Source organism: Corynebacterium lactis RW2-5 (genome assembly GCF_001274895.1).
GTDB lineage: Bacteria > Actinomycetota > Actinomycetes > Mycobacteriales > Mycobacteriaceae > Corynebacterium > Corynebacterium lactis.
This window is the reverse complement of sequence record NZ_CP006841.1, coordinates 1732160-1755900: the sequence shown is the minus strand read 5'-3', so window position 1 is coordinate 1755900 and position 23741 is coordinate 1732160. Positions and strand designations below refer to the sequence as shown.

Genomic DNA, 23741 nt, shown 5'->3' with positions numbered 1-23741 from the left:
GGCGGCTGACCTTAGAAGAGCGTCTGCGGGTGCACACCAGCGGCCAGAGCCGCCGCGAGGATGATGCGGGCCTGGGCCGGGTGGACGCAACCTGCGCTGATGACGCCGTGGCGGGCGAGGGTAGCACCGCCGCCGTCGCCGCCATAGGCCGCGAAAACATCGCCGCGGGGCACGCGCGTCGCCATCACCACGGCGATGCCCGCGGCCAGCGCGCGTTCAATCGCCGCGGCGAAGGAATCGCCGACGTTACCGGCCCCGAGTCCCTCGATGACCAAGCCGCGGGCGCCCGCTGACACGGCGGCGTCAATCAGGGAGCTGTCGGCGCCGAGGTACGCGGGAACGATGTCTACCTTCATTCCCTCCAGTTTGGTCAGGGGAAGGGGATCGGGCCGGACCGGTTCTTCCGGGGCATTAGTTGCGAACGCGAGTAGGTCGCTGGTGTGCCACTTGGTCGCGCCTCGCGCCGGAAGCACCGCATGGCCGAAAACAATAAGCGCGCCGATGCCCTGGGCCGAGGGGTCCGTTGCGATGGTGATTGCCTCGAAGAGGTTACCGGGACCGTCCGTTTCCGGGTGATCGAAGGGCAGCTGAGCGCCGGTGAAAACCACGGGCCGGGAATCACTGTGAAAGGCGTCCGCGGCCATTGCCGTTTCCTCCATCGTGTCGGTGCCGTGGGTGACAACGACTCCGTCAATCGTGTCGTCGGAAAGCGCCTCGGCGATGGCGGCGAGGATTCCGTCGACGTCGGCGAAGGTGAGGTTGGAGGAGTCCAGCTCTCCCAGCTCGCGTACCTCGAACTCGATTGCGCCCTCGGGGAAGCGGGCCGCGACGGTGCGAACAAGTTCCGGGCCGGAGATTGTAGGCACGAGCGCTCCGTCGCTGTCAGTCGTGCACGCGATAGTTCCTCCGGTGGTCAGGACGGCAATTCGGCGGGCCGGGGCCACAGCGGTAGCGGAAGTGTTGGCGGCGCCTGCGGGGGCTGTTTCGGAGGCGTTTGCGGAGGTGGAATCCTGGGTTGACATAAAGAACAGTTTACCCGGAGGATGCTTTGGCCTTGTGTAGGATTGAGGCAGGTAAAGAAACCACTTCGCAGCTCTTAAAGGCCTGTGGTGGTTATTATTGGCAGTCTAAAAATTTTCGGAGTTATGCATCTCATGAACGTCCAGCGCAGTGTCCGTAGCGCCACGGCTTTGGTCATTAGTGCGGTGGCATCGGTGAGCCTTGTCGCCTGCGGCGGGGAGAGCACGCCACAGGAGACGACGAGCTCGAAGACGAGCAGCGCGGCTCCTATCGTCGTGTTACCGACCCCCGCGGAACTCAACGATGTCCTGGTACGCCTCCTAGATCCGAATCTTCCGCCGGAGGAGCGGGCGCAAACCATCGAAGACGGTGACAAGGCGGGGGATTATTTCGACATTGTCTCCCGCGCCGCGGCGGACCGCGAGATTCACCTTGACGTCATCGATCCGGTTCTGCCCGGCTTCTCCGCAACCTCGGCAGTCGCGGGCATCAACGTTACTGAGGGAGACTCCGAACCGCGCTTGATTGAGCAGGTGGACTTCCTCAATCGCAAGGGCCGCTGGATGCTCAGCAAGGAGTGGGCATGCCGCCTGGTCGGAACCCTGGATCCCGAGGCCAAGCCAGCGTTTTGCCTAGCTCCGGGCGAAACGCCGCCACCTCCGCCGGAGCCTGCACCGCCCGCAGAGACTCCTGCGCCTGAGCATGCACCGCCTCCCCCGGAAGATGCTCCAGCACCGCCTCCGCCTCCGCCAGCCCCTCCGGCGGACGCTCCGCCGCCCCCGCCTGCGGCCCCTCCCGCTGATGCACCACCAGCGGAGGCACCTGCCCCAGCAGGTCCGCCACCCGCGCCTGCGGAGGCACCAGCCCCGGCGCCGAATCCCGCGCCTCCCGCTTAGCGACGGGGCATAGGGGTTCTCAATAAACTAATCGCCCGGCCCCATTTTTCGAAACTTATTTTCGAGCAGAGGGATCGTGAGGGGGGGCGTTCTCGCGCGAAGGCGGCTAGCCCTGTTCTTTGAACTCGATTCCGCGGTGGGTGCTTTGGACGATACGGACATCCGAGGAGCCGTCACCGTAGGTCACCGAGGTAACGTAGTCGACCCCGCCGGATACCGGCAGGGGCTTTGTCAGGTCAATCTTGACGGTGTCAGCCAGCATGCGGGTATCCGACTCGATGACTTTCAGCGGAGTCTCGGCGCCGGTGTCCAGCTCGGTTACGGACGGGACCTGCTCCACAGCGACCTTGACATCGACAATATCGCCGGTGCGGCCGAGCAGCGTATACGTGACCTTCTGGGTCATCTCCGTCTGGCCCTCGACCTTGCTCTCAGCCGTCCATGTCGCTCCGGTGCCGATTTCTTCCTCCGGGAATACGATAGGCACCGAATTTAGCTGCCTGACTGCGGTCTCGATACCGACTCGCGCCGTATCGGTCGCCTTCTCCGGGGCGCCCAGCTTCAGCTCCGTAATCTTGCCGGAGGGCTTGGCGGTCCACTCTGCGACGAACCCCTCGGCGGTTGAGATGTCCTGGTTTAGCTCCGCGTTGGAGCCGTGCGGAACCCCTACAGTGGCGGTGACTGCCCGCGCGTCGGGAACACCTGCAACAGAGGCGGACAGCGGAATTTCCAGCCTTGTATCAGGGAAGGTTTGGTCGCCGGTTCCCGATCCGCTCTTCTGGGAGAATCCCTGAGTGATGACAGCCGATGACTTCTGCGCGGTCCCATCGTCCTTCCACTTCACCGAGGCCCGCTGGCCCTCGCCCTTGTTAGTGACGCTAACGGCAAGATCCGCAATGTCCGCAGGCTGCGTCTCAACGGCAGCGCCGGAGCTGCATGCGGCCAGCGCGAGCGGCAGGGTAGCGGCCGCGGACACGCAGGCCACGCGCGTAGGTGTGGAAGAAACAGAGATAATGGAGCGTCGTTTCACACAGTTGAGAGTACCTTCTCGAGATTTCAAGGCGACCTTCCGGTTAGCCGAATCGGTACTCGTTGGGCCATTATGGGACGGTGACTAATAAGGAAAAGCGGAGAACATTCCCCCGCCGTGGTCTACTTGTCGCCGTCATTGTCGCCGTTGCGGTAATCGATCAGGCCACGAAGATCGGCGCGCTCGCACTGCTGGACCCGAGCAGGGCAGTGGACGTGCTCGGGGACCTATTCCAATTCCGCCTCGTGCGCAATCCCGGCGCAGCCTTCTCCTTTGGCACGAATGCCACGTGGGCTTTCACCACCTTGCAGATCCTCTATATCGGCGCCGTTGCGTACTTCTCCAACTGGCTGCGCAGCCCGGTCTCCGCGATCTCGGCGGGGCTGGTAGCGGGAGGTGCCCTCGGAAACCTTCTCGACCGGCTTTTCCGTGACCCGGGCTTCTACGTCGGACACGTCGTTGACTTCCTATCCCTGAAGGGCTTTGCAGTTTTCAATATCGCCGATTGTGCTATCACCGTGGGCATTATCATTTTGGTCATATGGATGATCTTTTCCAAGGAACCGGATGTTTTCGCGGAACAGATTGAGGTCGAAAAGCAAGCGCGAAAGGAGCGGGATATTGAACGAGACTGAGCACGCCAACACCCACCGGGATAACCGCCCCCGAGAATCTCGGCAGATGCCCGTGCCCCCGGGACTTGCGGGCATGCGGGTCGATGCGGGCGTCGCTAAGCTGCTCGGGCTATCCCGAACTGCGGTTGCGGAGCTGGCGGTTGCGGGCGACATCAGCATCGACGGGCGCACGGTAGGAAAGTCCGACCGGCTGGAGGAGGACGCGTGGCTGTCGGTGCTACTTCCCCCGGTCGAGACCTCCCTGGTGCCAAAGGAAGAGCTGATTGAGGGCATGGAGGTGCTCTACCACGACTCCGACCTGGTGGCAGTGCACAAGCCGGTCGGCGTCGCGGCGCACCCCTCCGTGGGCTGGGAAGGGCCGACCGTGGTCGGAGGGCTCGCGGCGGCGGGATTCCGCATCTCGACTTCGGGCCCGCCCGAGCGCCAGGGAATCGTGCAACGCCTCGATGTCGGGACCTCCGGCGTGATGGTAGTTGCGTGCTCGGAGCGGGGGTATTCGGTGCTGAAGCGAGCATTTAAGAATCGCGATGTCTCCAAGACTTACCACGCGCTCGTCCAGGGGCACCCGGACCCGTCGACCGGCACTATCGACGCGCCGATTGGGCGGCACCCGTCGGCGGGATGGCGCTTCGCGGTGAGGCAGGACGGCAAACACGCGGTCACCCACTACGAGACTCTGGAGGCATTCGCCCAGGCCAGCCTGGTGAAAGTGACGCTCGAGACCGGCCGCACGCACCAGATTCGCGTGCACTTCTCCGCCCTGAACCACCCGTGCTGCGGCGATCCGATGTACGGCTCCGACCCCGCGCTGTCCAAGCGCCTGGGACTAACCCGCCAGTGGCTCCACGCCGTGTCACTGGGGTTCCACCACCCGGCCGATGGCCGCTGGATGGAAATCGAATGCCCCTACCCGGATGACCTCTCTCACGCCCTCGACGTGCTGAGGAAGGGTTAATGGGAAGGCACGGAAAGGACCGTTCGTCGCGGCGGGCGCGGGAGACCGGGAGGCATTCGTCGGCAAGCATCTCTCCGACGATGGCGGCGCTGTCGGCGGTGTGTGTGATTGCGCTGGTGGCGGTGATGGTTGTGCTGTCGACCTCCGACCGGATGAGCAAACCGCAGGATATCAACGGCGATTTCCTCGGGCCCGAGAGCTGGGAGTCGCTCACCGCCTACAGCGCGCGTGCCGACGAATCGCTGGACCTCATCAGTCGAGAGACATCCCAAAGCGAAAGCGACGAGCCCTCTCGTAAGGATCCGAAGTTTTGGGCACTCGTGACATTCCACGAACCACTGGACTATTCGAGGGCTGCGAAGAGCGTCGACGGGCTGGCGCAACTGCGGGTGGCCTCGATGATTTTGGGCTCGATGGTTACCCGCGACCTACCTGAGCCGGGCAAGACCGCAAACCGCGAGCGGCTGATGCACGACGAGGTGGAGCTGGTTGCGGCATCCGCGGGGCTGGCCACAGACGACCCGAAGCTTCTGATCAACGGCCTTATTGTCTACGGCGATGCCACGACTCTGAAGCAGACCCGCCAGCGCCCCGATATTGCTGCGGTGGAAGCATTGCCCAGCGATGCAGTGCGAGGGCGCTTCGGCGTGCGCCCGTACCTGGGTTCGGATTTCTCCGAAGAAGATCCGGTGTATGCGCCGGAGGTCAATCAGAGGGAGTAGGCTTCGCTAGTCGGGACCGTGGACCCCTAGACGAGGCAGCGGGAGGCGACCAGTGACGGTTGCCACGCGGCCAGCAGGTTAGGCGAGCAGGAGGAAGTTGAGACAGTGATCCAGGCATTCGGCGCGTACCTTTTGTGGGCGATCTTCCCGCTGTATTTTCCCCTGCTCGAGCCGGCCGCGCCGGTAGAGATCCTGGCTCATCGCTTCGTCTGGACCCTGCTGTTCATGGTCATTGCTCTGACCGTGATGAAGTCCTGGAAGGAGCTGCGCGCCGCGAGCGCGAGGACCTGGGGCGCTATTTTTGCGGCGGCGCTTTTCATCTCCGTCAACTGGGGAGTCTACGTCTACCTGGTCAATTCCGGTCAGGTCGCCGAGGCGGCCTTGGGCTACTTTATAAACCCGCTGGTCAGTGTCGTACTGGCGATGATTTTCTTTCGGGAGACCCTGTCGAAGCTGCAGCTGGCCAGCGTGATTGTCGCGATTTTCGCAGTGATCGTGCTGACCGTTGGGGTTGGGCATCCTCCGGTGCTGGGGTTGGCTCTGGCCCTGAGTTTCGGCTTCTACGGGCTGATGAAGAAAAAGGTATCGCTATCGTCGGCGGCGTCCTTGACCGCGGAGTCCGCCGTCATCACCCCAATTGCAATCGCCTATTTGGCGTGGCTGGCCTATACGGGGCAGAGCACTTTTACTTCTCACGGCGCCGGCCACACCCTGCTGCTGATGAGCGCCGGAATCGCGACTGCCGTGCCTTTGCTCCTCTTTGGCCAGGGCGCGAAGAAGCTGCCCCTGGCCACCATCGGGCTGATGCAGTACATCACCCCGGTCATCCAGATGACGCTTGCCGTGACGGTTCTCGGCGAGGAGCTCTCGCCCGAGCGTTGGATCGGCTACTTCATCATCTGGGGAGCGGTCGCACTGTTCATCGCGGACTTGATTATCAAGCTGGCCGCCCAGCAGCGCAGGAGGCGTTTCGCGCGCCGCCAGGCCAGCTAATTCGATAGCCCTATAGTTGGTTAGCCGCTTAGCCGAACAGCGAGCGCAGGTGCGGATTGAGGAACAGCCCCTCGGGGTCGACCTTGTCGCGCAGGGCCGCGACTTCGTCGAAAAGCGGATAGCGCTCCGCGAGGTCCGCTGCGCGCAGCGTGTGGAGCTTGCCCCAGTGGGGGCGTCCCTCGTGGGCCTTGAAGATGGGCTCAATCAGGTCGAAGTACTCGCGATATGGCTCCTTGAAATAGCGGTGAACCGCGATGTAGGCGCTATCGCGGCCGTAGGCGGTGGACAGCGCCACGTCGTCTGCGCCCGCTGCGCGCACCTCGATGGGGAACGAGACCTGGATATTCTTCGCCTCGAGCACCGAACGAATCTCGTCGAGGACGTCCGGAGCGGCCTCCAGCGGCACCGAGTACTCCATCTCGGCGAATTTCACCCGTCGCGGCGAGACGAAAACTCGGTGTGCCTCGTCGGAGTAGATGCGCTCAGGAACTGCATTGGTCGCGAACTTGTTCAGGGCGCCGGTGGCCGCGGGGAACTTCGCTGAAACCTCGCAGATGGCCTTCAGGCCGATGTTACCCAGCAGCTCCTCGTCCACGAAGGAACGCACCTGCCCGAGCCTGTGCCGAACAGTTCCCGGGGTAGGGCGACGACGACGCGGAGCCGGTGCCGTACGGGTGTTGTGCTTTACCAGCGCCTCCTTCTGCCCCGGGAACCAGAAAAACTCCAGGTGGTCAGCCTCGCCACAGCGTTCCGGGAAGGCCTTACGCAGGGACTCGAAGTCTTCCCGGTGTTCGTCTGCGCGCAGGTCGAAGGCCGGGACGATATCCATCGTCACCTCGGTCATCACACCGAATACGCCGAGGCCGAGCCGCGCTAGGCGGTACAGCTCCGCCTCCTCGCCACTGGCCCCCGCATGGCAGTGCTTTTCGACGCCGTCAGCCGTAACGATGCGGAAACCCCGAACCGTTCCGGCGAAGCCAGTAAAACCGAGGCCGGTGCCATGTGTGCCGGTCGAAATCGCGCCGGCCAGCGACTGCGGGTCGACATCGCCTTGATTGGGCAGCGCCCAGCCGAGAGGGCGCAGGATACCCGGGATGTCGCGCAGCCTGGTGCCCGCCCGCAGCGTGACAGTTTTGTTTTCCGTGTCGAGGTCTACCAGGCCGGAGTAGCGGTCGAGCTGGATGCGGTGGCCTTCGGTGGTGGCAACTGGAGTAAAAGAGTGCCCTGCGCCGAGTGGCCGGACACTTGTTCCATCCGCCTTCGCGGCCTCGATGACGGCGGAAACTCCAGCGGCGTCGCTGGGCTGATGAATGTAGGAGGGGTTGCAGGATTGCGTGCGAGACCAGTTCTGCCAAGGTGCGGACTGTGCATCGGTGGAGCGGGTGGCGACGGTCTTGTTGCTCATGTGAAAATCAGTCCTTTTCCTCGGTAGGTGGGCCAATGGCCGATGACTTTTCCTTCTTTGACTGCGATTGCCTCGTTGGCATGCGAAGAGGTTTCGCCCGCCTTGGCGTGTCGGAACCAGACGGGATCGCCCATTGCTACGGTGGCGGCGACGGAGCCAATGAGTGGGGTTTGGACTTCGCCAGGGCCTTCCTCGGGCGCGAACTTGAGGCCAGCGGGGAAATGGGGAGTGGGCAAACGGTCATCTCCGGCGGGACCTGACGCGATGCGGCCACCACCGGATGCGGTGACTATGTTCCTCTTCGGCCTGCGAGTTGCAGGAAGGACAAACCAAGAGGCAGGACGCAGAGTGAAGGCGCGGTAGTTGTCGAACAGGGTCGGCGCCATGAACCCAGAGCCTGCGGCGGCCTCTGTGACAGCGGTCTCAGCACAGGTGGATTCCAGGGAGCCTGTGCCTCCGCCGTTGACGAACTCGAGGGGACCTGCAGATTTTTCAATCGCAGCGACGACGCGGGCGCGTCGTTTAGCGAGCTCTGTGCGAGAGAGCTTCTGCATCAGGCGGATGGCACGGGCGCGGAGGGAGCTACCCTTGTCCCCGACGCCGGCAATGTGGCCCTCGTACATCATGAGACCTGCGAGGCGCAGCTGCGGATAACTTGCAATGACACGGGCGAAGCGCGCGGCATCCCTTGCGGAATGCAGGCTAGACCGCAGTGTGCCGATGTGGACCCCGGGAATCGGCCGATAGGAGGCATCGACATCGATGCAGACGCGAATTGGTGCGACCTCAGTTGCCGCATCGCGGAGGACGTCGAGGTGGTCGACGAGATCGACCATGACGCAAATGGAGGCTCGAGCCCCGTCGTCTGCGGCCAGTTCGGCTATCGCGGCGGCATCCATGGTGGGGTAGGCGACGACGATGTCGTTGCTGATTCCCTCTTTGTAGAGCCACAGGGCTTCGCGCAGGGAATAGGCGAGTACGCCTTGGTAACCGGGCTTTGCGAGAACATAGGAAATAAGCTCCGGGATACGAATGGATTTCGAAGCGACCCGGATGGACTTGTCTCCTGCGCGCCGGAGCATGTCTTCGGCATTCGCGTCTACGGCGTCGAGGTCAATGACAAGGGCCGGAAGCGAAGTGCTCCTTTTTAGCAGCTCTGTCGATAGCGGCGGTGCAAAGGCTGCGTTTTCCCCGGCGTTCGACGCCGAGGGCGTTCCTCGGTCAAAGTTCATGTTCTAAAACATAACTTGTGACGCGGAACACTGTCTTTAGTTTGAAAAATATTATTTCTTTACTGGCCGAAAGTTGTGGCCTTAGGTCTAAACCAGCCAGCTGTAACGTGTCGCGTCCATGTCGGAAGTGATGACATCGCCATCGGCCAGGTAGCCCGCAGCTACGGGGCGGCGTTCCATGTTTGCGATGGCGCGATCGAGCTGAGCCTTGGGGAAGAGGGTGTAGGTGCCTTCGGGGAGTGGGGTGAACATAACGGTTCTCCTAAGTATTCAATCGTAGTGTTCCTCTGTGAGAAATGTGAGGAATCCCTCGCGAACTGTGGGGTCCAGTATGGTCGAGTTGTTTTGGAAAGTAAAGGAGAAGGCGAGTGATGTTTAACACGTCTTGGCGGATAGTTTTCTAGGTATATCTGTCCAGGCGAGGCGTCGTGCCCCAGGTCGGCGATGCTATGCGATCTTGGATCTCGCCTCGGTTGCCTCGGTGGGGAGGAGAGAGCGTCGCACCTGTTCGGTAGTGAGGCGCTTGTCCGGTCCGGGCGATTGTCTAGAATCTGGACTCATGGCTAACTCCTCATTCGTACACCTTCACAACCACACCGAGTACTCGATGCTGGACGGGATGGCGAAAATTGACCTTCTCGCGGATGAGGTGTCCCGGCAGGGAATGCCGGCTGTAGGTGTGACCGATCATGGCAACATGTTCGGATCCAACGCCTTTTATCGGCAGATGAAGTCGAAGGGAATCAAGCCAATTATCGGCATCGAGGCGTATCTTGCGCCAGAAAGCCGATTTAATAAGAACCGCATTCAATGGGGTGAGCCGCACCAGAAGCGGGACGATGTCTCGGGTCGAGGCTCCTACCTGCATCAGACGATGATTGCGCGTAACGCGCAGGGGCTGCGCAACCTCTTCTACCTGTCGTCGATGGCGTCGTATGAGGGGCAAATCAGTAAGTATCCACGTATGGATGCGGAGCTGATCGCGGAGCGCGCCGAGGGAATCATTGCGACCACGGGATGTCCCTCGGGAGATGTGCAGACGCGCCTGCGCCTTGGGCAGTTTGATGAGGCACTACGGGCCGCGGGCATGTGGCAGGACATTTATGGCAAGGAAAATTACTTCCTTGAGCTGATGGACCACGGCTTGGACATTGAGACTCGCGTGCGCAGTGAGCTGCTCGAAATCGGTCGCAAGCTGAATCTCCCGCCGGTTGTGACGAATGACTGTCACTACGTCACCCGGGATCAGGCGAAGGCGCACGAGGCCATGCTGTGTGTTCAGACGGGCAAGACCTTGCATGACCCGGACCGTTTCAAATTCGACGGAGACGGCTACTTTATTAAGTCCGCAGACGAGATGCGCGCCACCTGGGATCACCTGGTCCCAGACGCCTGCGATAACACGCTGCTTATTGCCGAACGCGTCGAGTCTTACGACGAACTGTGGGAGGAGCACCCTCATGACCGCATGCCGAAGGCCGATGTGCCGGAGGGGGAGACACCGACGACGTGGTTGCATCACAATGTTATGGAGGGACTGCGCAAGCGCTTCGAAGGCTCTGAGGTTCCGGAGGAGTACATCAAGCGCGCCGAGTACGAGATTGATGTTATTGACGGCAAGGGCTACCCTTCGTACTTCCTCATCGTCGCCGAGCTGATTAAGCACGCCCGCGAGGTGGGTATCAAGGTCGGTCCCGGCCGTGGTTCGGCGGCGGGCTCCCTGGTTGCATACGCCACCTGGATTACCAACATCGACCCGATTGAACATGGTCTGCTCTTCGAGCGCTTCCTCAACCCGGAGCGTCCGTCCGCGCCCGATATTGATATCGACTTCGACGATCGTCGCCGCGATGAAATGATTCGATACGCTGCCAACCGCTGGGGCGAAGACAAGGTTGCCCAGGTGGTCACCTTCGGTACGGTCAAAACGAAGCAGGCGCTGAAAGACTCCGCTCGTGTGCAGTTCGGACAGCCCGGCTATCAGATTGCCGATCGCATCACCAAGGCCTTGCCGCCGGCAATTATGGCGAAGGATATTCCGCTCGGCGGCATTGTCGACCCGGAGCATCCTCGCTACGGCGAGGCCGCGGAGGTTCGCCAGCTCATCGAGACCGATCCCGATGTCGCCCGCATCTACGAAACAGCCCGTGGCCTTGAGGGCGTCGTCAGGCAGACGGGCGTGCATGCGTGTGCGGTGGTCATGGCGTCGGTCCCGCTGATGGACCACATCCCAATGTGGAAGCGCCAGGCTGACGGCGCGATTATCACAGGCTGGGACTACCCGGCGTGTGAGGCCATCGGCCTGCTGAAGATGGACTTCCTGGGCCTGCGCAACCTCACCGTCATCGGTGACTGCATCGAGCACATCAAGGCGAACAGGGGCGAGACCATCCTCCTCGATGAGTTGCAGACAGACAACGAAAAGGTCTACGAGCTGCTCTCCCGCGGCGATACTCTCGGCGTGTTCCAGCTCGATGGTGGCGGTATGCGCGAGCTGCTCAAGCGCATGCAGCCGACGGGCTTCGAAGATATCGTCGCGTCCTTGGCGCTGTATCGACCGGGACCGATGGGCGTTAACGCGCACTTCGACTACGCGGATATTAAGAACAGCCGCAAGCCTTATAACGCCATCCACCCGGAGCTCGATGAGGAGCTCAAGGAGATCCTGGAAGAAACGCACGGGCTAATCGTGTACCAGGAGCAGATCATGAAGATCTCGCAGAAGCTGGCGAACTACACGGCAGGTCAGGCGGATGGCTTCCGTAAGGCGATGGGTAAGAAGAAGCCCGAGGTACTGGCCAAGGAGTTCGTCAACTTCGAGGGCGGTATGCTCTCCAACGGCTACTCGAAGGACGCAGTGCAGAAACTGTGGGACATCATCCTGCCGTTCGCGTCCTACGCGTTTAACAAATCACACGCCGCGGGCTACGGCCTGGTGTCGTACTGGACGGCATTCCTGAAGGCCAATTACACCGCCGAGTACATGGCGGCGCTTCTGACTTCGGTCGCTGATGACAAGAACAAGCTGGCCATTTACCTGTCGGACTGCCGCCACCTCGGCATTAAGGTGCTGCCGCCGGATGTTAACGAGTCCGGTATGAACTTCGAGCCGGTGGGCGACGACATCCGCTTTGGTCTCGGCGCGATTCGCAACGTCGGCCACGATGTCGTAGCGTCAATCGTTGCGACGAGGGAGGAAAAGGGTAAGTTTAAGTCATTTTCGGACTACCTGGACAAGATCGACACTCTGCCGTGTAACAAGCGAATCACCGAGTCGCTAATCAAGGGCGGGGCGTTCGACTCGCTCGGTCATCCGCGCAAGGGACTCGCGCTCATCCACGAGGAAGCGGTTGATGCGGTGCTGCCCACTAAGAAGGCCGCGGACAAGGGGCAGTTTGACCTCTTCGCAGGCTTCGGAGGGGACGAAGAGGCAGAGGCGGACAACATCTTCGAGGTCCGCGTCCCGGAGGAAAACTGGGAGCGCAAGCACGAACTGGCCCTCGAGCGCGAAATGCTGGGTCTGTACGTTTCCGGCCACCCACTCGACGGATTCGAGGAGTCCCTGGCAGCGCAGACCAATACCGCGCTGACAACGATTGTCGGTGGCGAAGTCGCCAACAATACTGAGGTGGTTATTGGCGGCATCGTCTCCAGTGTGGACCGACGTGTGAATAAGAACGGCCAGCCCTGGGCGATTATCGGCATCGAAGATCACAACGGCGCCCGCGTGGAGGTGATGGCGTTCGCCCGTACCTACGCGATGATTGCGACCAGCATCGCGGAAGACGCAATTGTTTTGGTTAAGGCGCGCGTTCAGTACCGTGATGATCGCCTCAGCGTCGTCTGCGATGACCTGAAGTTGCCTGATCTCGGCCGCAACGGAAACACAAGCGCGCCGCTGCGCCTGACAATGCGCACCGACCAGTGCACGCCGGAGAACATCGCGAAGTTGAAGTCTGTGCTGCTGGACAATCCGGGTGATTCGGATGTCTACCTGAAACTGGTTGACGGCGATAATGACTCGCTCCTCGTGCTCGGCGAGCACTTGCGCGTCGATCGCAGCGCCAGCCTCATCGGAGATCTCAAGGCGACAATCGGCCCGAGCATCCTGGGCTAGAGTCCAGTCTGCGTCGGCTATTTTCCAGCGTCGGGCTGGGCTCGGTGGACGGTGGCCCTTTTGTGTGGCCTGCTTGTCGCAACCATCTTTGCGACCGAGTAAAGTGCTACCCCATGAGTGAGAATTCCGTACCTGCGTCCCAGCCAGAACGTCGCCTCGTACATGCGGCCGATATTCAGATTGCGCAGGCACGAATTTCCTCCGTTATTGCTGCAACCCCGCTGCAGTACAGCCCGCGCCTGTCTGAGGCCACCGGGGCAAAAATTTTCCTCAAGAGGGAAGACCTACAGGATGTCCGCTCCTACAAGATTCGCGGCGCATACAACGGCATGGTGCAGCTGACCGACGCGGAACGTGCCGCGGGCGTAGTCGCGGCTTCGGCCGGAAACCACGCCCAGGGCGTTGCCTACGCCTGTCGCACGCTGGGAATCCAGGGGCGGATCTACGTCCCCAACGCGACCCCGAAGCAGAAGCGCGACCGCATCGCCTACCATGGCCGCGAAGCTGTGGAAATCGTGGTCACCGGCGATTCCTTCGACGAGGCGGCCGCCGCCGCGCGTGCCGATGCCCAGCGCACCGGGGCGACCATGGTCGAGCCGTTCGACTCCTTCAACACCATCGTCGGCCAGGGGACGGTGGCGGCGGAGATCATCGCACAGCTCTCTGGTAAAGGCTTGACCCTGGATACCGTCTGCGTTCCCGTCGGCGGAGGCGGACTTTTGAGTGGCGTCACCTCCTACTTGGCCGATATGTCGCCGCAGACCAAGGTCATGGGTGTCGAACCTGCGGGTGCGGCCTGCATGCGGTCGGCCCTGGACAACAACGGGCCAATTACGCTGTCCCAGACCGACCCGTTTGTCGACGGTGCCGCCGTCGCGCGCTTCGGCGACCTGCCGTGGCACATTGTCGAGGCCAATCGGGGCCGCGTACACCCGATGATTGCCCCTGAGGGTGCGGTCTGTGAATCGCTGTTGGACCTCTACCAGAACGAGGGCATCATCGCGGAGCCTGCTGGTGCGCTCTCCGTAGCAGCGCTGGAGCAGCTGGACTTTGAGCCGGGCGAGGTCGTCGTCTGCATCATCTCCGGTGGCAATAACGACGTCCTGCGGTACGCGGAGATCATGGAGCGTTCCCTGGTTTACCGAGGCCTCAAGCACTACTTCCTGGTCAACTTCCCGCAGAAGCCCGGTCAGCTGCGGATGTTCCTCAATGATGTCCTCGGCCCGGATGACGACATCTCGCAGTTCGAATACCTAAAGCGAAACAACCGCGAAACTGGTGCCGCGCTTGTCGGCATTGAGTTGCGCAGGGCATCTGACCTGGACTCTCTGATGGCGCGGATGGAGAAGTCTCCGCTGGACTGCCGCCGCCTGGTTCCCGGAACCCCGGAATACGACTTCTTGACCTAAACTCTCTGTCGTTATCCGAAGCCGTCCTTTTTCAACCTATTTTCCGCCAAATTCTTTTACGCATTCTTCAAGAAGGGGAGCGACCAAGCCCACTATGACTTCTGCGAACAGTGTTCACCAGGGTGTTCGTCTAGAAAACACAATGTCGGTACAGATGTGGCTAGCGGTCGCGGAGGATGAGCTCTCCGCCCGCATTCCAGGTTTGCTGGACTCCGCGCAGCAGGCGAACGTAGAGCCGCTATTTGTGTGGTCAGGCCTGGCGATGGACGAGGTCGAACGCATCGACCGTTTTCTCGGTGCTCTCCTCGCTCATCACCTTTCCGGTGGCACTGAAGAGGGAATTGCGGCGGCGCGGGAGACCGTCGATAAGCACCCCCTGGTGACCCTGGCGTCTCTGGTGGGGCGTGCGGCGCGGGTGGCGTCGGCAAGCGAGATGTGGTTGGACTGGCCGGCGGCGCTGCAGCTCGACGCGCGGTCGGAGGCCACATCCCAGCTGATTGACCACCTCGCGGAAGCAGTCCCGGGCATGCTCGAAAAGATTGGCCTGCCTTACGACGTTTCCTCGGACGACGAGCCCGCTGCTGACGCCCGGCAGCGTTGTGCACAGCTGATGCTTCTGCATGCTGGTGTACAGCTTTCGGTGATGCCGCTGATTATCGAGCGTTTTGAGCAGATGGCCGGCGTTGCGGAAATGGCGGAGCCGACGTCGAATGACCTCGTGCAGGCGCTTCTGAAGGTCCATGACAAGCTCAACGATTTCGTCGCGGAGGTCGCAGAGTCCGAGGATGGTGAAAATCCGCTGGCGCTGCGCCAGCTGACCCGGACGGCTCCGAGGCAGGCGTTGAAGCTTTTCAAGGCGACCCTCGGGTATTCCATCGCTACGGCTGCTGACCCAGCGAACTGGGAGGCCCGGGAGGAGCTGGGGCAGCTCGACGCGGGCCTGCCGCCCATTCTCGTCAGCGGGGCGCGCGAGGAGCTGCGACTGCGCCCCGTAGGTACGGCGGATCGCCGCGAAGCGGTGGGAGTCGTGGCCACGACCGGTCGCCCGCAGCTCTACTTCGACGAGTCGACGCAGTCGGTGGCGGTGCAGCTGCCGAAGCCCGCGGAGGCTGCTGGGCGCAGCTGGCGCGTGACCTACGGCGGCACGGTGGCGACGACGCCCGTGGTGGGGCTCGAGGATTCCCAGCCGCGTCCGATCGTCACTATCGACGAGCCGGTTCGCGATGTACTCGTGGAGTTGGGCGAGGAAAAGCACTGGAAGGTGCCCGCCATTAGCACCGAGGACCCCATTTTGATCTTCGGCGCCGACGGGCAGTCGGTCACGGACAAGGTCTCGGTTCACTCCGGTTCGGCGACGGTCGTCTACCCGGTGGACGCAAAGCTCGTGGATCCGGTTACCGGCAGGGAGGTTCCGACCTTCTCTGATCCGCGTTCGTTTAGCTGGGATCTTTGGCAAGTCGTGGAGATTGACCTTAGTGACGTATACGCAGTGCAGGTGCGCCGCGCGGGCCAGGCGGGCGAGGTGCGCTCGGCCTCTCCGCAGCGCCAACCGCGCATGACCATGCCGCACGCCCGCCTCGACGGTGCCGTGACCAGCTTCGGTACGCCCGTGCACAATGGTGGCCCGGTCGCAGTGTTCCCTCCGACCCTCTCTGGCAAGGACGAGTCCTGGCGTGCAATCGTGACCGAGTTCGCCGGCTACGGTGTGTTCTCCACCGAGTCCGTCATGGTCTACGATCTCGATGTTCCCGCCGCCGGTGGCGAGGTCGAGATTCTGACCGACGACGATTACCCCTGGCTTGGCGAGTTCGTCGTCCGCCTCGTCAACCCGCGCGGACGTAGCTTCCAAAAGCACTTTGCGATTGCCGAGCAGGCGGAGTTGACCGTGACCTACCGCGGTGGCGGCGACGGTTTCCGCATCCCGACCGAGGACGGCCTCAGCCCCGCCGAGATTCGCGTGAACTCAGGCGAGAAGCCACTGGCCGCAGCGCCAGTCATCGTCCGTCTTGGAGCAGATGACGTCACCGGCACGGTCGACCTGTCGACTGAAGAGGGCGCTTGGCTGTCCCTGCAGGTCACCCCGGGCGTGCTGCAGTTTGAGGTTCCGCTTGCCGACGAAACCGTCGCCCGCCGCACCACCACGCTAGTTACGCGCCCGCGCCGCATCGATGCCTTCGGCAGGATCGTCGTTAGCGCTCCGGGCGAGCTCCGCCACGCACACATAGCCGTTTCCAGCGGTGAGCGCGACATCTGCCGAGTGCCGCTGGTGCGCAGCGGCGATACCGGCTACGCAGAGCTGGGGCAGTTCGCCGATCGCGTATCGCTACTGAAGGCGCTGCGAGTGAGCCTGGACTGGACCCGTGTGACCGGTCGCAAGCGCCTCTCCGTCCCCCTGGTCGAGGCGGGATCGCGCGACGTCATCCGCTCTGTGGCCTTCAACGAAGAGGCCCCGGACATCATCGAAATTGATGTCTCCTGCGAGGTTGCGCACCTGCCGATGACCCTGTGGTTGTGGGCCGCTGGCGCCCCGTGGCGCGAGCCTGCCGCAGTCGAGGTCGTCGAGGGCGAGTGCGAACTGCCCGAAGACCTGCGCGGTTTCGGCCCCTTCGTTGCCCAGGTCACCCTAGGCGTGGAGAAGGACCGTCACCCGCAGTGGCCGGCGGAGGGCTCGACTGTCCTCCACCATGGCGATGATGGTGAGGTCGTTTCGTTTTCCGACGACTCTGCCTCGGACCCAGTGTCCCTGGCCCGCCAGCAGTGGGGCGAACTCAACCAGGATCAGCTGGCTCGACTGTGGACCCTCTTTGCGACGCAGCGTCTCGGCCGCGCGACGACTATGGCCCAGGCTAATCCACTGTTGGCCGCTCCAGTGCTGGGACGGATTCTGTGCGCCAGCCCGCGTGCGGGTCTGGCGGCGCTGAATCGTTCTGCGATTGCGCTGGGTGACCAGCCGGGCATGTTGATTGCCTCCGGTCTCGTACTCGGCGATTTCAGCCAGAAGGAAGCGGTGCCGGGGCGTCGTCGAGTGCCTTGGTTGGGTGCCTTGGCGGCACTCGCGGACTTGCCGAATGGCGACATTGATCGCGCCCGTGAGCTGGATTACCTGCGCACGATGGGCGGCCAGGCACTTTTGGACGTTGCCGCGAGCGGTCAGGATACGACGTTGGAGTCGGCTTGTATTGACCAGTCGTCGGTGCAGATTACCGCTCTGCCGGAAGCCCAGGCCAGCGCAATTTTGTCGCAAGTCTTCGACTCGCACCGCATGGTGCCGGGGCCTCTGACCGACGATGATGCCCGTTTTACCGCGATTTACGAGGTTGTTCGCAACCGGAACGAAATCGTGGAATCCGGTGTGATGGCGCGTCTGGCGGCAGCTTCGCGAATTCTGTTCAAGACGGTGTCCAAGGCATCGCCGCGGCTGCGCAAGGCCGTCAACGTGCGCTTCCATAAACTAGACGGCATCGATGCCGATGACGCGTCGCTGCACTGGACCCTGGTGCCGGGTACGTCCCTGCTGATTGCAGTTGCTGCCCGCGTTCTCGCGCGTGCTAAGGCGGAGAACCCGGAAGTTAGCGATGCCGCTGTCCGCGACCTGACTCCGCTGTGGGCGCAGCTGGCTGATCTCGTTCCTACACTGGTCATGAGCGACCTGCTGATTGCCGATGCCTTGGTGACGCACGCACTGCACGGAGACGTCACGACGCTCCCGGAGCCGGTTACGGAGGCGGGGCTGGTTCAGGATGCCGACTCGGGTGACTCCACCGACCCGGCACTTTAGCGCTCGCTGGTGACTGTAGCGCAGCCTCTCGGTTGTTCTACAGTCATAGGACTGCGCTAAAGTCGCGAGCTCGGCGCATCGCACTGCGCGCTACGCATCGCACTGCGTATTGCACACTGCGCAACCAGCACTAGCCCAGCGAGACGACAGCGTAGCCCCAGGCAGGAAGCGTGATCTCTGGACCCGCGGCGTCATCGTTAATAATGCTGGCCGCCGCGTCACCGAAGGTATGCAGCAGCTCGGCATTGCCGAAATCGGAATCCAAGGAAACTCGAGACTCCGCATCGGAGAAGTTGGCGACCAGCGCCAGCGTCTCGAACTCGTCGTTGCCGCGGGCGCCGACCTCACGCTCGTCCTGGCTGCGCAGCAGCACCAGGCAACGCTGGTCCTCGTCGAACTCCGCGGTCACCGACGCAGCCCAGGGGGTGCGCAATGCGGGGTGGGAACGTCGTAAAGCGAAAAGCTCGCGGTAGGCATCGAGGATAGCGGAGTGGTCCTCGGCAGCGACCTCGGACCAGTCCAACCTGGAGTTTTCGAAAGTAGCGGGATCGGAGGGATCGGCGACCTCCTGCGGATTCCAACCGGCTCTAGCGAACTCGCGCAGGCGGCCCTCACGGGTAAGGCGCTGGAGCTCGTCATTTTCGTGCGAGGAGAAGAAAGCGAACGGGGTGGATGCGCCCCACTCCTCGCCCTGGAAGAGCATCGGCGTGAACGGGCTGCAGGCGATGACCGCGGCCTTGAGAACCTGCTGTGCGGGCGAGAGATTCATCGAGGGGCGATCACCGATCGCGCGGTTGCCCGTCTGATCATGCGTGGTGGTGTAGGTGATGAACGCATGCATCGGCTGGACCGACAAGTCGAAGGGGCGGCCATGGGTGCGGCCTCGGAACGTTGACATAGTGGACGAGTGCCAGAAGCCTGTCTCCAGCGCGGTGGCCAGCGCCTCGACAGTGCCGAAATCGGCGTAGTAGGCGTGGTCCTCGCCAGAGACCAGCGTATGCAGGGCGTGGTGGACATCATCGTCCCACTGCGCATTCAGCCCGAAGCCGCCGGCCACGCGCGGGCGCACCAGGCGCGGGTCGTTCTGGTCGGACTCGGCAATCAGCGAACGTGGGATGCCCGTCTCAGCAGCGACGGAATCGGCGACTACCTGCATCTGCTCCAGAATGTGGAAGGCGCCCTCATCGTGCAGTGCGTGGACGGCATCCAGGCGCAGGCCGTCGACGTGGTAATCGACAAGCCACTGGCGCACCGAGTCGAGAATGTAGGCGCGCACCTCGTCGGAGTTATCGCCAGTGAGGTTGACCACCTCGCCCCAGCCAGTTGACCCGCCCGAGGTGTAGGGGCCGAAGAAGCCGACATAGTTTCCGTCCGGGCCGAAGTGGTTGTAGACAACGTCGAGGACGACGGCCAGGCCCTTGCGGTGGCAGGCATCGACAAGCTGCTGCAGGCCGCGCGGGCCGCCGTAGCCCTCGTGGACCGCATGCCAGGACACACCGTCATAGCCCCAGTTGCGATCGCCGCCGAAGGGTTGGACCGGCATAATCTCGACGTGAGTGACACCGAGGTCCACCAGGTGATCAAGGTGCTGCTGTAGCCCGGCGAAGTCACCGGAAGGACTAAACGTTCCGACGTGCAGCTCGTAAATCAGGCCGCCGGGCAGGATTCGCCCGGTCCACGCCGAATCCTTCCACTCGTAGCCGCCTAGGTCGACAACCTCGGAAAAACCGTGGGGCCCGTCGGGCTGGGACTTCGACCGAGGGTCGGGCAGGGGGATAGTCCAGTCGCCCGTTTTCGACCCGTCGTCAGGCGCCCCATAGCCCGCATGTGCGCGAAGGGAGAAAGCGTACCTGTCCCCGGGAGTCGGGGCGACATCCGCTTCGAACCATCCAGAATCGCCGGAATAGCCATCCTCGGTGGCTGGGTGCATCTCGAAGATGGTGGGGGCGGCGGGGTCGCCCAGGAGGAGACGTGCTTCGGTGGCGTACGGGGCCCAGACTCGATAATTGCTCATGTTCTCCATGGTAGGGGAGATTGAGGCTTGCGGCGCTGGCTTTGCTCATGCGAGAACAGCCTGGCGCGTGAGAGGGTGTTTCGCGTCCGCGAGGCGATACGCAACAATAGAGTTCATGAATTCCGGTGCCGACTCCGAACTGCTAGTGCCTGCCGACGGCGACATCGCCATCAACGAAATTGAGATCAAGAAGTCTCGTTTCATCACGTGGATCGGACGCACCGACAATGAGGAGGCCGCCAGGGAGCTCATTTCTCTGGCCAAGTCCGAGTACCCGGACGCAAGGCATCACTGCAGTGCTTTCATCCATGAGGTTGAGGGCGGCAACCGGGTCGAGCGTTCCTCCGACGACGGAGAGCCGAGCGGAACCGCGGGTAGACCCATGCTTGATGTGTTGCAGGGCAGCGGGCTGACGAACATCACCGCGGTGGTGATTCGTTATTTCGGAGGCATTAAACTCGGAACGGGCGGATTGGTGCGGGCCTATTCGGATTCGGTATCCGAATGCTTGAATCAGGTTGCCAGGATGCGCCGGAAAAAGAGGCTCGTACGCACTGTGACTGCGCCCGCGGCCGACGCCGGTCGCATAGAGGCAGAACTGAGGGGGCGGGGCTTCTCGATTATCGATACGACCTGGGCACAAGAGGTGACCTTCCACATCGCCGTTGCAGCTGATGAAGTCGATCAGCTCGATGGTGCGATGCAGGCGCTTACAAAAGGCATCAGCGCGCCGTCGGCCGATGCAGGGGAGACGTGGCGGGAGATCCCGGCTTAGCGGCTCCTACTCGCTCGACGGGCGCCTACTCGGTGTGTGCGCCGCGGTGGCGCTGCAGAATCTCGACAAGCTCGTCGCGACGTTCCGCAATTTTCTCCGGCCTGCCGAACACGCAGACTGCAGCTACTGTCGCGCCGTCCTGCTCCACGGCGACGGACACGCCATCGACTCCGCCTCCCTCAGCGATGCCTGGCGCGGCACAGGCACCGGTTTCCGCAATCTCGCCGGCGTGACGGAGGAAATCGTCGACGTAGACTTGCTCCTCCGGCCTAACGCTGTTGAGGTAGGACCACAGCTCACGTTTTTCAAAGCGGCTCATTAGCACCCAGCCCGCCGATGTACGCAGCAGGGAGCGTGGGAGGAAGTTCTCGGTCAGGTACTGGTAGCGCATGGACTCGCCGACGGTCTTCAGGTAGAAGAGTTTACCGCCCACAGGTAACGCCAATACTGTGATTAGACCGGTCTCGGCATGGATAGCCTCGAGCTCCTCAATCGGAACGTTGACCATTCGGCGGCCGGCCATCACATTGAGAAGAAAGGGTGCCATGCCGAGCGTGTAGCGCTTGTTATGCTCGTCGAGATACCCGGTCGCAGTCAGGCCATTGACAAGGCCCTGAGTGGTGCTGAGCGGGTAGTTGAGCTTAGTCGCGATGTCGGTGAGAGTCAGTCCCTCCCGGGTCCTGGCTACCAGTTCGAGAATCGCAGCAACGCGGTCCACCATGCGGTGGCGGGGGCGAACGGTCTCGGTCATAACTTCACCATATCAACTGACCTACGCAGTCCTAGTAATGCGCTACTGAAATATGCAAAAAGGTGCGGTTCGGCTAGTTAGGCGGCGCTCCGCTTATTATGGAGACATGAGTTATCTCCAGCCGCGTCCCAATAACCCCATCGAACTCCGTAAGGCAGCCGTGCGCAAGTACACGCGCAATGCTGCCATTTGGGCCGGAGGCGGAATTGCAGCGGGGTTGGTATTAGGTTTGCTGGCCACGGAGCTGTGGTTGTTCATTATCCTGGCGGGCATCGGTCTCATCGGGGGATTCGTCAACTGGCAGAAGGTCCAGAAGATTGTGAACTACAAGGATCCGCAGTAGATGGCAGGATCCTCGTCCAAACGGGCTAACAAGCCCAACCAATCGACCCGCTCGGGCTCGTCGGATCTCGTCCAGGTAGGCTCTGGCGAACCGGTGCGCGTGGATGCCTGGGTGTGGGCTGTAAGGCTGATGAAGACTCGAGCACTGGCCGCAGAGGCTTGCCGAGGCGGCCATGTGAAGGTCAACGGGGAAGCCGTGAAACCATCACAGCTTGTGGTTCCCGGAGACTCAGTCCGGGTCTGGGTAAACCACAGGCAGCGGATTGTGGAGGTGACGCGCACGATTCGCAAGCGCGTAGGTGCGTCGGTGGCAGCTCAGTGTTACATCGACCATTCGCTCCCGCCGCCACCGAAGGAAATCCTCGCCTCCATGCCGACCCGCGATCGGGGAGCAGGGCGGCCGACTAAGCGCGATCGCCGTCAGCTCGATCGTCTTCGGGGCCGTCAGTCGTAGCCTCCAACACCCCGGCCTGCTTCATCTGATTCAGGCGCGAGCGCAGGCGGCGGGGACGGCGCTGAGGCAGGTCGCCGGTGTCCGAGCTCGCCAGGATGTGTCGGTTCCCTCGTGCGGCCAATAGCAGGTCGTCGATGACTCGCACATGGCCGGGCCGGAAGCGGTACTTCATGGCCTTGTGAACTCTAGCTAGCCTGCTGGGGTCGATGAGTTGACGCAGCTGTCCCACCGTCGTAATGCCATTGAGCGTAAGCAACTCTTCAGCCCACGCGTAGTGCTCGGACTTGGAACGGGGAGAGTTCGGCAGCAGGAGGGTGAGGACGCCCGGGAGGGTTTCCGGAGTGAGCACGATGTCGTCCGCGCCGACAGTATCCTCGGGAGACTGCTCGCCCGAGTCCGTAGCCTCCTGGGACTCCTCGCTGGTGGTTTCCTCCAAAACGGCGACAACCTGGTCGAACTGCTGATCCGCGAGCTCGATCAGTCCAGCGGCCAGAGCGAAGGCCCGGTCGATGCGTGGATCTGTGGCTCCTTCGGGCGCCTTGTATCGGATATCGTGTTCGAATTCCGCCCAGGCGTGCTGGAGCACCGTCCGCAACTGCACCTCGAACTGCATGTTGAAATACGGTGCGAGGTCCGACGGAGCCGACTGCCCAACCTTACAGATCAGGTGCTGGGAACCATAGCCCAAGCGGCCGCTGATGCGCGTCTCCGCGGTCTTGTCTATCGTGCGCAGGACTGTGAGGGAATCGCTGAGCGCGTCCATGATCTCCGGAATCTCCGTGGAGTGATATGTGGTCACGCGCACCCCGATGATGTCGTGAACGTCATGCCACGGGTCCGGGTACACGTAGGTCCCATCCGGATTTCGGCGGAGCGCTTTCAGCCTGGTCGAGCGGAAGGACTTAACCCTCGCAGTCACCGCATCGAAAGCCAGGCCGGCTTCGGAGAGAATCTCTTTAATCGCGTCAACGAAATCCTGGGACGCGGTCGGGTGCCGCATGGTCCAGGAATCGTAGCGCGACTGCAGAGCCCTGGTCGTCTCGCGATCCTGCGCAGCGATTGTCTTCGCATCCGGATACGCGGCATCGTCCCCTCTTTCCTCACGGGTACCCCGAGAAGCCCCATGGTCCCTGTTAGGGGCGCTGGGGCTTTGGGAGGAGGCGTCGGAAAGCGATTTCTTCATTGAGGCAGCAGGCGGAAGAGGTGGGAAGGG

19 protein-coding genes are annotated in these 23741 nt (G+C 62.3%); 11 read left to right on the top strand and 8 right to left on the bottom strand.

The features are described from left to right. Positions 1 to 11: 11 nt before the first annotated feature. Positions 12 to 1022, bottom strand: a complete 1011-nt coding sequence (locus CLAC_RS07665; protein WP_053412402.1) for an asparaginase — start codon at positions 1020 to 1022, stop codon at positions 12 to 14. A 123-nt stretch (positions 1023 to 1145) separates the two neighbouring features. On the opposite strand from CLAC_RS07665, the gene CLAC_RS07660 reads away from it, so the two are divergent. Next, entirely contained in the window at positions 1146 to 1916 is a 771-nt protein-coding gene (locus CLAC_RS07660; RefSeq protein WP_053413349.1) for a WKL family lipoprotein, read from the top strand. Positions 1917 to 2022: 106 nt separating this feature from the next. Here CLAC_RS07660 and CLAC_RS07655 read toward each other — a convergent pair whose 3' ends face one another. Further along, entirely contained in the window at positions 2023 to 2946 is a 924-nt protein-coding gene (locus CLAC_RS07655; RefSeq protein WP_156324801.1) for a DUF6263 family protein, read from the bottom strand. An 80-nt stretch (positions 2947 to 3026) separates the two neighbouring features. Between CLAC_RS07655 and lspA the strand changes: the two genes are divergently transcribed. The 4 genes from lspA to rarD all read left to right on the top strand — a co-directional run bounded on the left by lspA (position 3027) and on the right by rarD (position 6251). Beyond that, entirely contained in the window at positions 3027 to 3581 is a 555-nt protein-coding gene (lspA, locus tag CLAC_RS07650; protein WP_053412400.1) for a signal peptidase II, read from the top strand. Positions 3582 to 3627: 46 nt separating this feature from the next. After that, positions 3628 to 4536, top strand: coding sequence for an RluA family pseudouridine synthase (locus tag CLAC_RS07645; RefSeq protein ID WP_053413348.1), 909 nt, complete (start codon positions 3628 to 3630; stop codon positions 4534 to 4536). Continuing rightward, positions 4536 to 5258, top strand: a complete 723-nt coding sequence (locus tag CLAC_RS07640) for a hypothetical protein (RefSeq protein WP_053412399.1) — start codon at positions 4536 to 4538, stop codon at positions 5256 to 5258. The genes CLAC_RS07645 and CLAC_RS07640 overlap by 1 nt, the downstream gene beginning before the upstream one ends. A 105-nt stretch (positions 5259 to 5363) precedes the next feature. Beyond that, positions 5364 to 6251, top strand: a complete 888-nt coding sequence (gene rarD, locus CLAC_RS07635; RefSeq protein WP_053412398.1) for an EamA family transporter RarD — start codon at positions 5364 to 5366, stop codon at positions 6249 to 6251. A gap of 28 nt (positions 6252 to 6279) precedes the next feature. On the opposite strand, the gene CLAC_RS07630 is transcribed toward rarD, so the two are convergent. The 3 genes from CLAC_RS07630 to CLAC_RS12820 form a co-directional block, all read right to left on the bottom strand. Next, complete coding sequence (locus CLAC_RS07630) at positions 6280 to 7656, bottom strand: D-arabinono-1,4-lactone oxidase (RefSeq protein ID WP_053412397.1); 1377 nt, start codon at positions 7654 to 7656, stop codon at positions 6280 to 6282. Then, positions 7653 to 8888, bottom strand: a complete 1236-nt coding sequence (locus tag CLAC_RS07625; protein WP_053412396.1) for an alanine racemase — start codon at positions 8886 to 8888, stop codon at positions 7653 to 7655. The genes CLAC_RS07630 and CLAC_RS07625 overlap by 4 nt, the downstream gene beginning before the upstream one ends. Positions 8889 to 8975: 87 nt before the next feature. After that, positions 8976 to 9140 (bottom strand): hypothetical protein, encoded by a 165-nt coding sequence (locus tag CLAC_RS12820; protein WP_169750333.1) that lies wholly within the window; start codon positions 9138 to 9140, stop codon positions 8976 to 8978. A 307-nt stretch (positions 9141 to 9447) separates the two neighbouring features. Between CLAC_RS12820 and dnaE the strand changes: the two genes are divergently transcribed. The 3 genes from dnaE to CLAC_RS07610 all read left to right on the top strand — a co-directional run bounded on the left by dnaE (position 9448) and on the right by CLAC_RS07610 (position 18192). After that, complete coding sequence (gene dnaE, locus CLAC_RS07620) at positions 9448 to 13005, top strand: DNA polymerase III subunit alpha (protein ID WP_053412395.1); 3558 nt, start codon at positions 9448 to 9450, stop codon at positions 13003 to 13005. A gap of 113 nt (positions 13006 to 13118) precedes the next feature. Next, a complete protein-coding gene (gene ilvA, locus CLAC_RS07615) occupies positions 13119 to 14414 on the top strand; it encodes a threonine ammonia-lyase IlvA (RefSeq protein ID WP_053412394.1) in 1296 nt (431 codons plus the stop codon). A 94-nt stretch (positions 14415 to 14508) separates the two neighbouring features. Continuing rightward, positions 14509 to 18192, top strand: coding sequence for a hypothetical protein (locus tag CLAC_RS07610; protein WP_053412393.1), 3684 nt, complete (start codon positions 14509 to 14511; stop codon positions 18190 to 18192). A gap of 130 nt (positions 18193 to 18322) precedes the next feature. On the opposite strand, the gene treZ is transcribed toward CLAC_RS07610, so the two are convergent. Then, positions 18323 to 20215 carry a malto-oligosyltrehalose trehalohydrolase gene (treZ, locus tag CLAC_RS07605; RefSeq protein ID WP_053412392.1) on the bottom strand — a complete coding sequence of 631 codons (1893 nt, stop codon included), beginning with the start codon at positions 20213 to 20215 and terminating at the stop codon, positions 18323 to 18325. A gap of 106 nt (positions 20216 to 20321) precedes the next feature. On the opposite strand from treZ, the gene CLAC_RS07600 reads away from it, so the two are divergent. After that, complete coding sequence (locus CLAC_RS07600) at positions 20322 to 20981, top strand: YigZ family protein (RefSeq protein ID WP_053412391.1); 660 nt, start codon at positions 20322 to 20324, stop codon at positions 20979 to 20981. 25 nt (positions 20982 to 21006) lie between these two features. On the opposite strand, the gene CLAC_RS07595 is transcribed toward CLAC_RS07600, so the two are convergent. Then, entirely contained in the window at positions 21007 to 21732 is a 726-nt protein-coding gene (locus CLAC_RS07595) for a helix-turn-helix domain-containing protein (protein WP_053412390.1), read from the bottom strand. 106 nt (positions 21733 to 21838) lie between these two features. On the opposite strand from CLAC_RS07595, the gene CLAC_RS07590 reads away from it, so the two are divergent. Next, positions 21839 to 22075, top strand: coding sequence for a hypothetical protein (locus CLAC_RS07590; RefSeq protein ID WP_053412389.1), 237 nt, complete (start codon positions 21839 to 21841; stop codon positions 22073 to 22075). Next, positions 22076 to 22528 (top strand): RNA-binding S4 domain-containing protein, encoded by a 453-nt coding sequence (locus tag CLAC_RS12375; RefSeq protein ID WP_082313239.1) that lies wholly within the window; start codon positions 22076 to 22078, stop codon positions 22526 to 22528. It abuts the gene before it with no gap. Here the strand turns inward: CLAC_RS12375 and CLAC_RS07585 are convergent. Beyond that, positions 22479 to 23711: a GTP pyrophosphokinase gene (locus CLAC_RS07585; protein ID WP_082313237.1), complete on the bottom strand. Its 1233-nt coding sequence runs from the start codon at positions 23709 to 23711 to the stop codon at positions 22479 to 22481. The two genes, CLAC_RS12375 and CLAC_RS07585, sit on opposite strands and share 50 nt — an antisense overlap. Between the last annotated feature and the right edge of the window lie 30 nt (positions 23712 to 23741).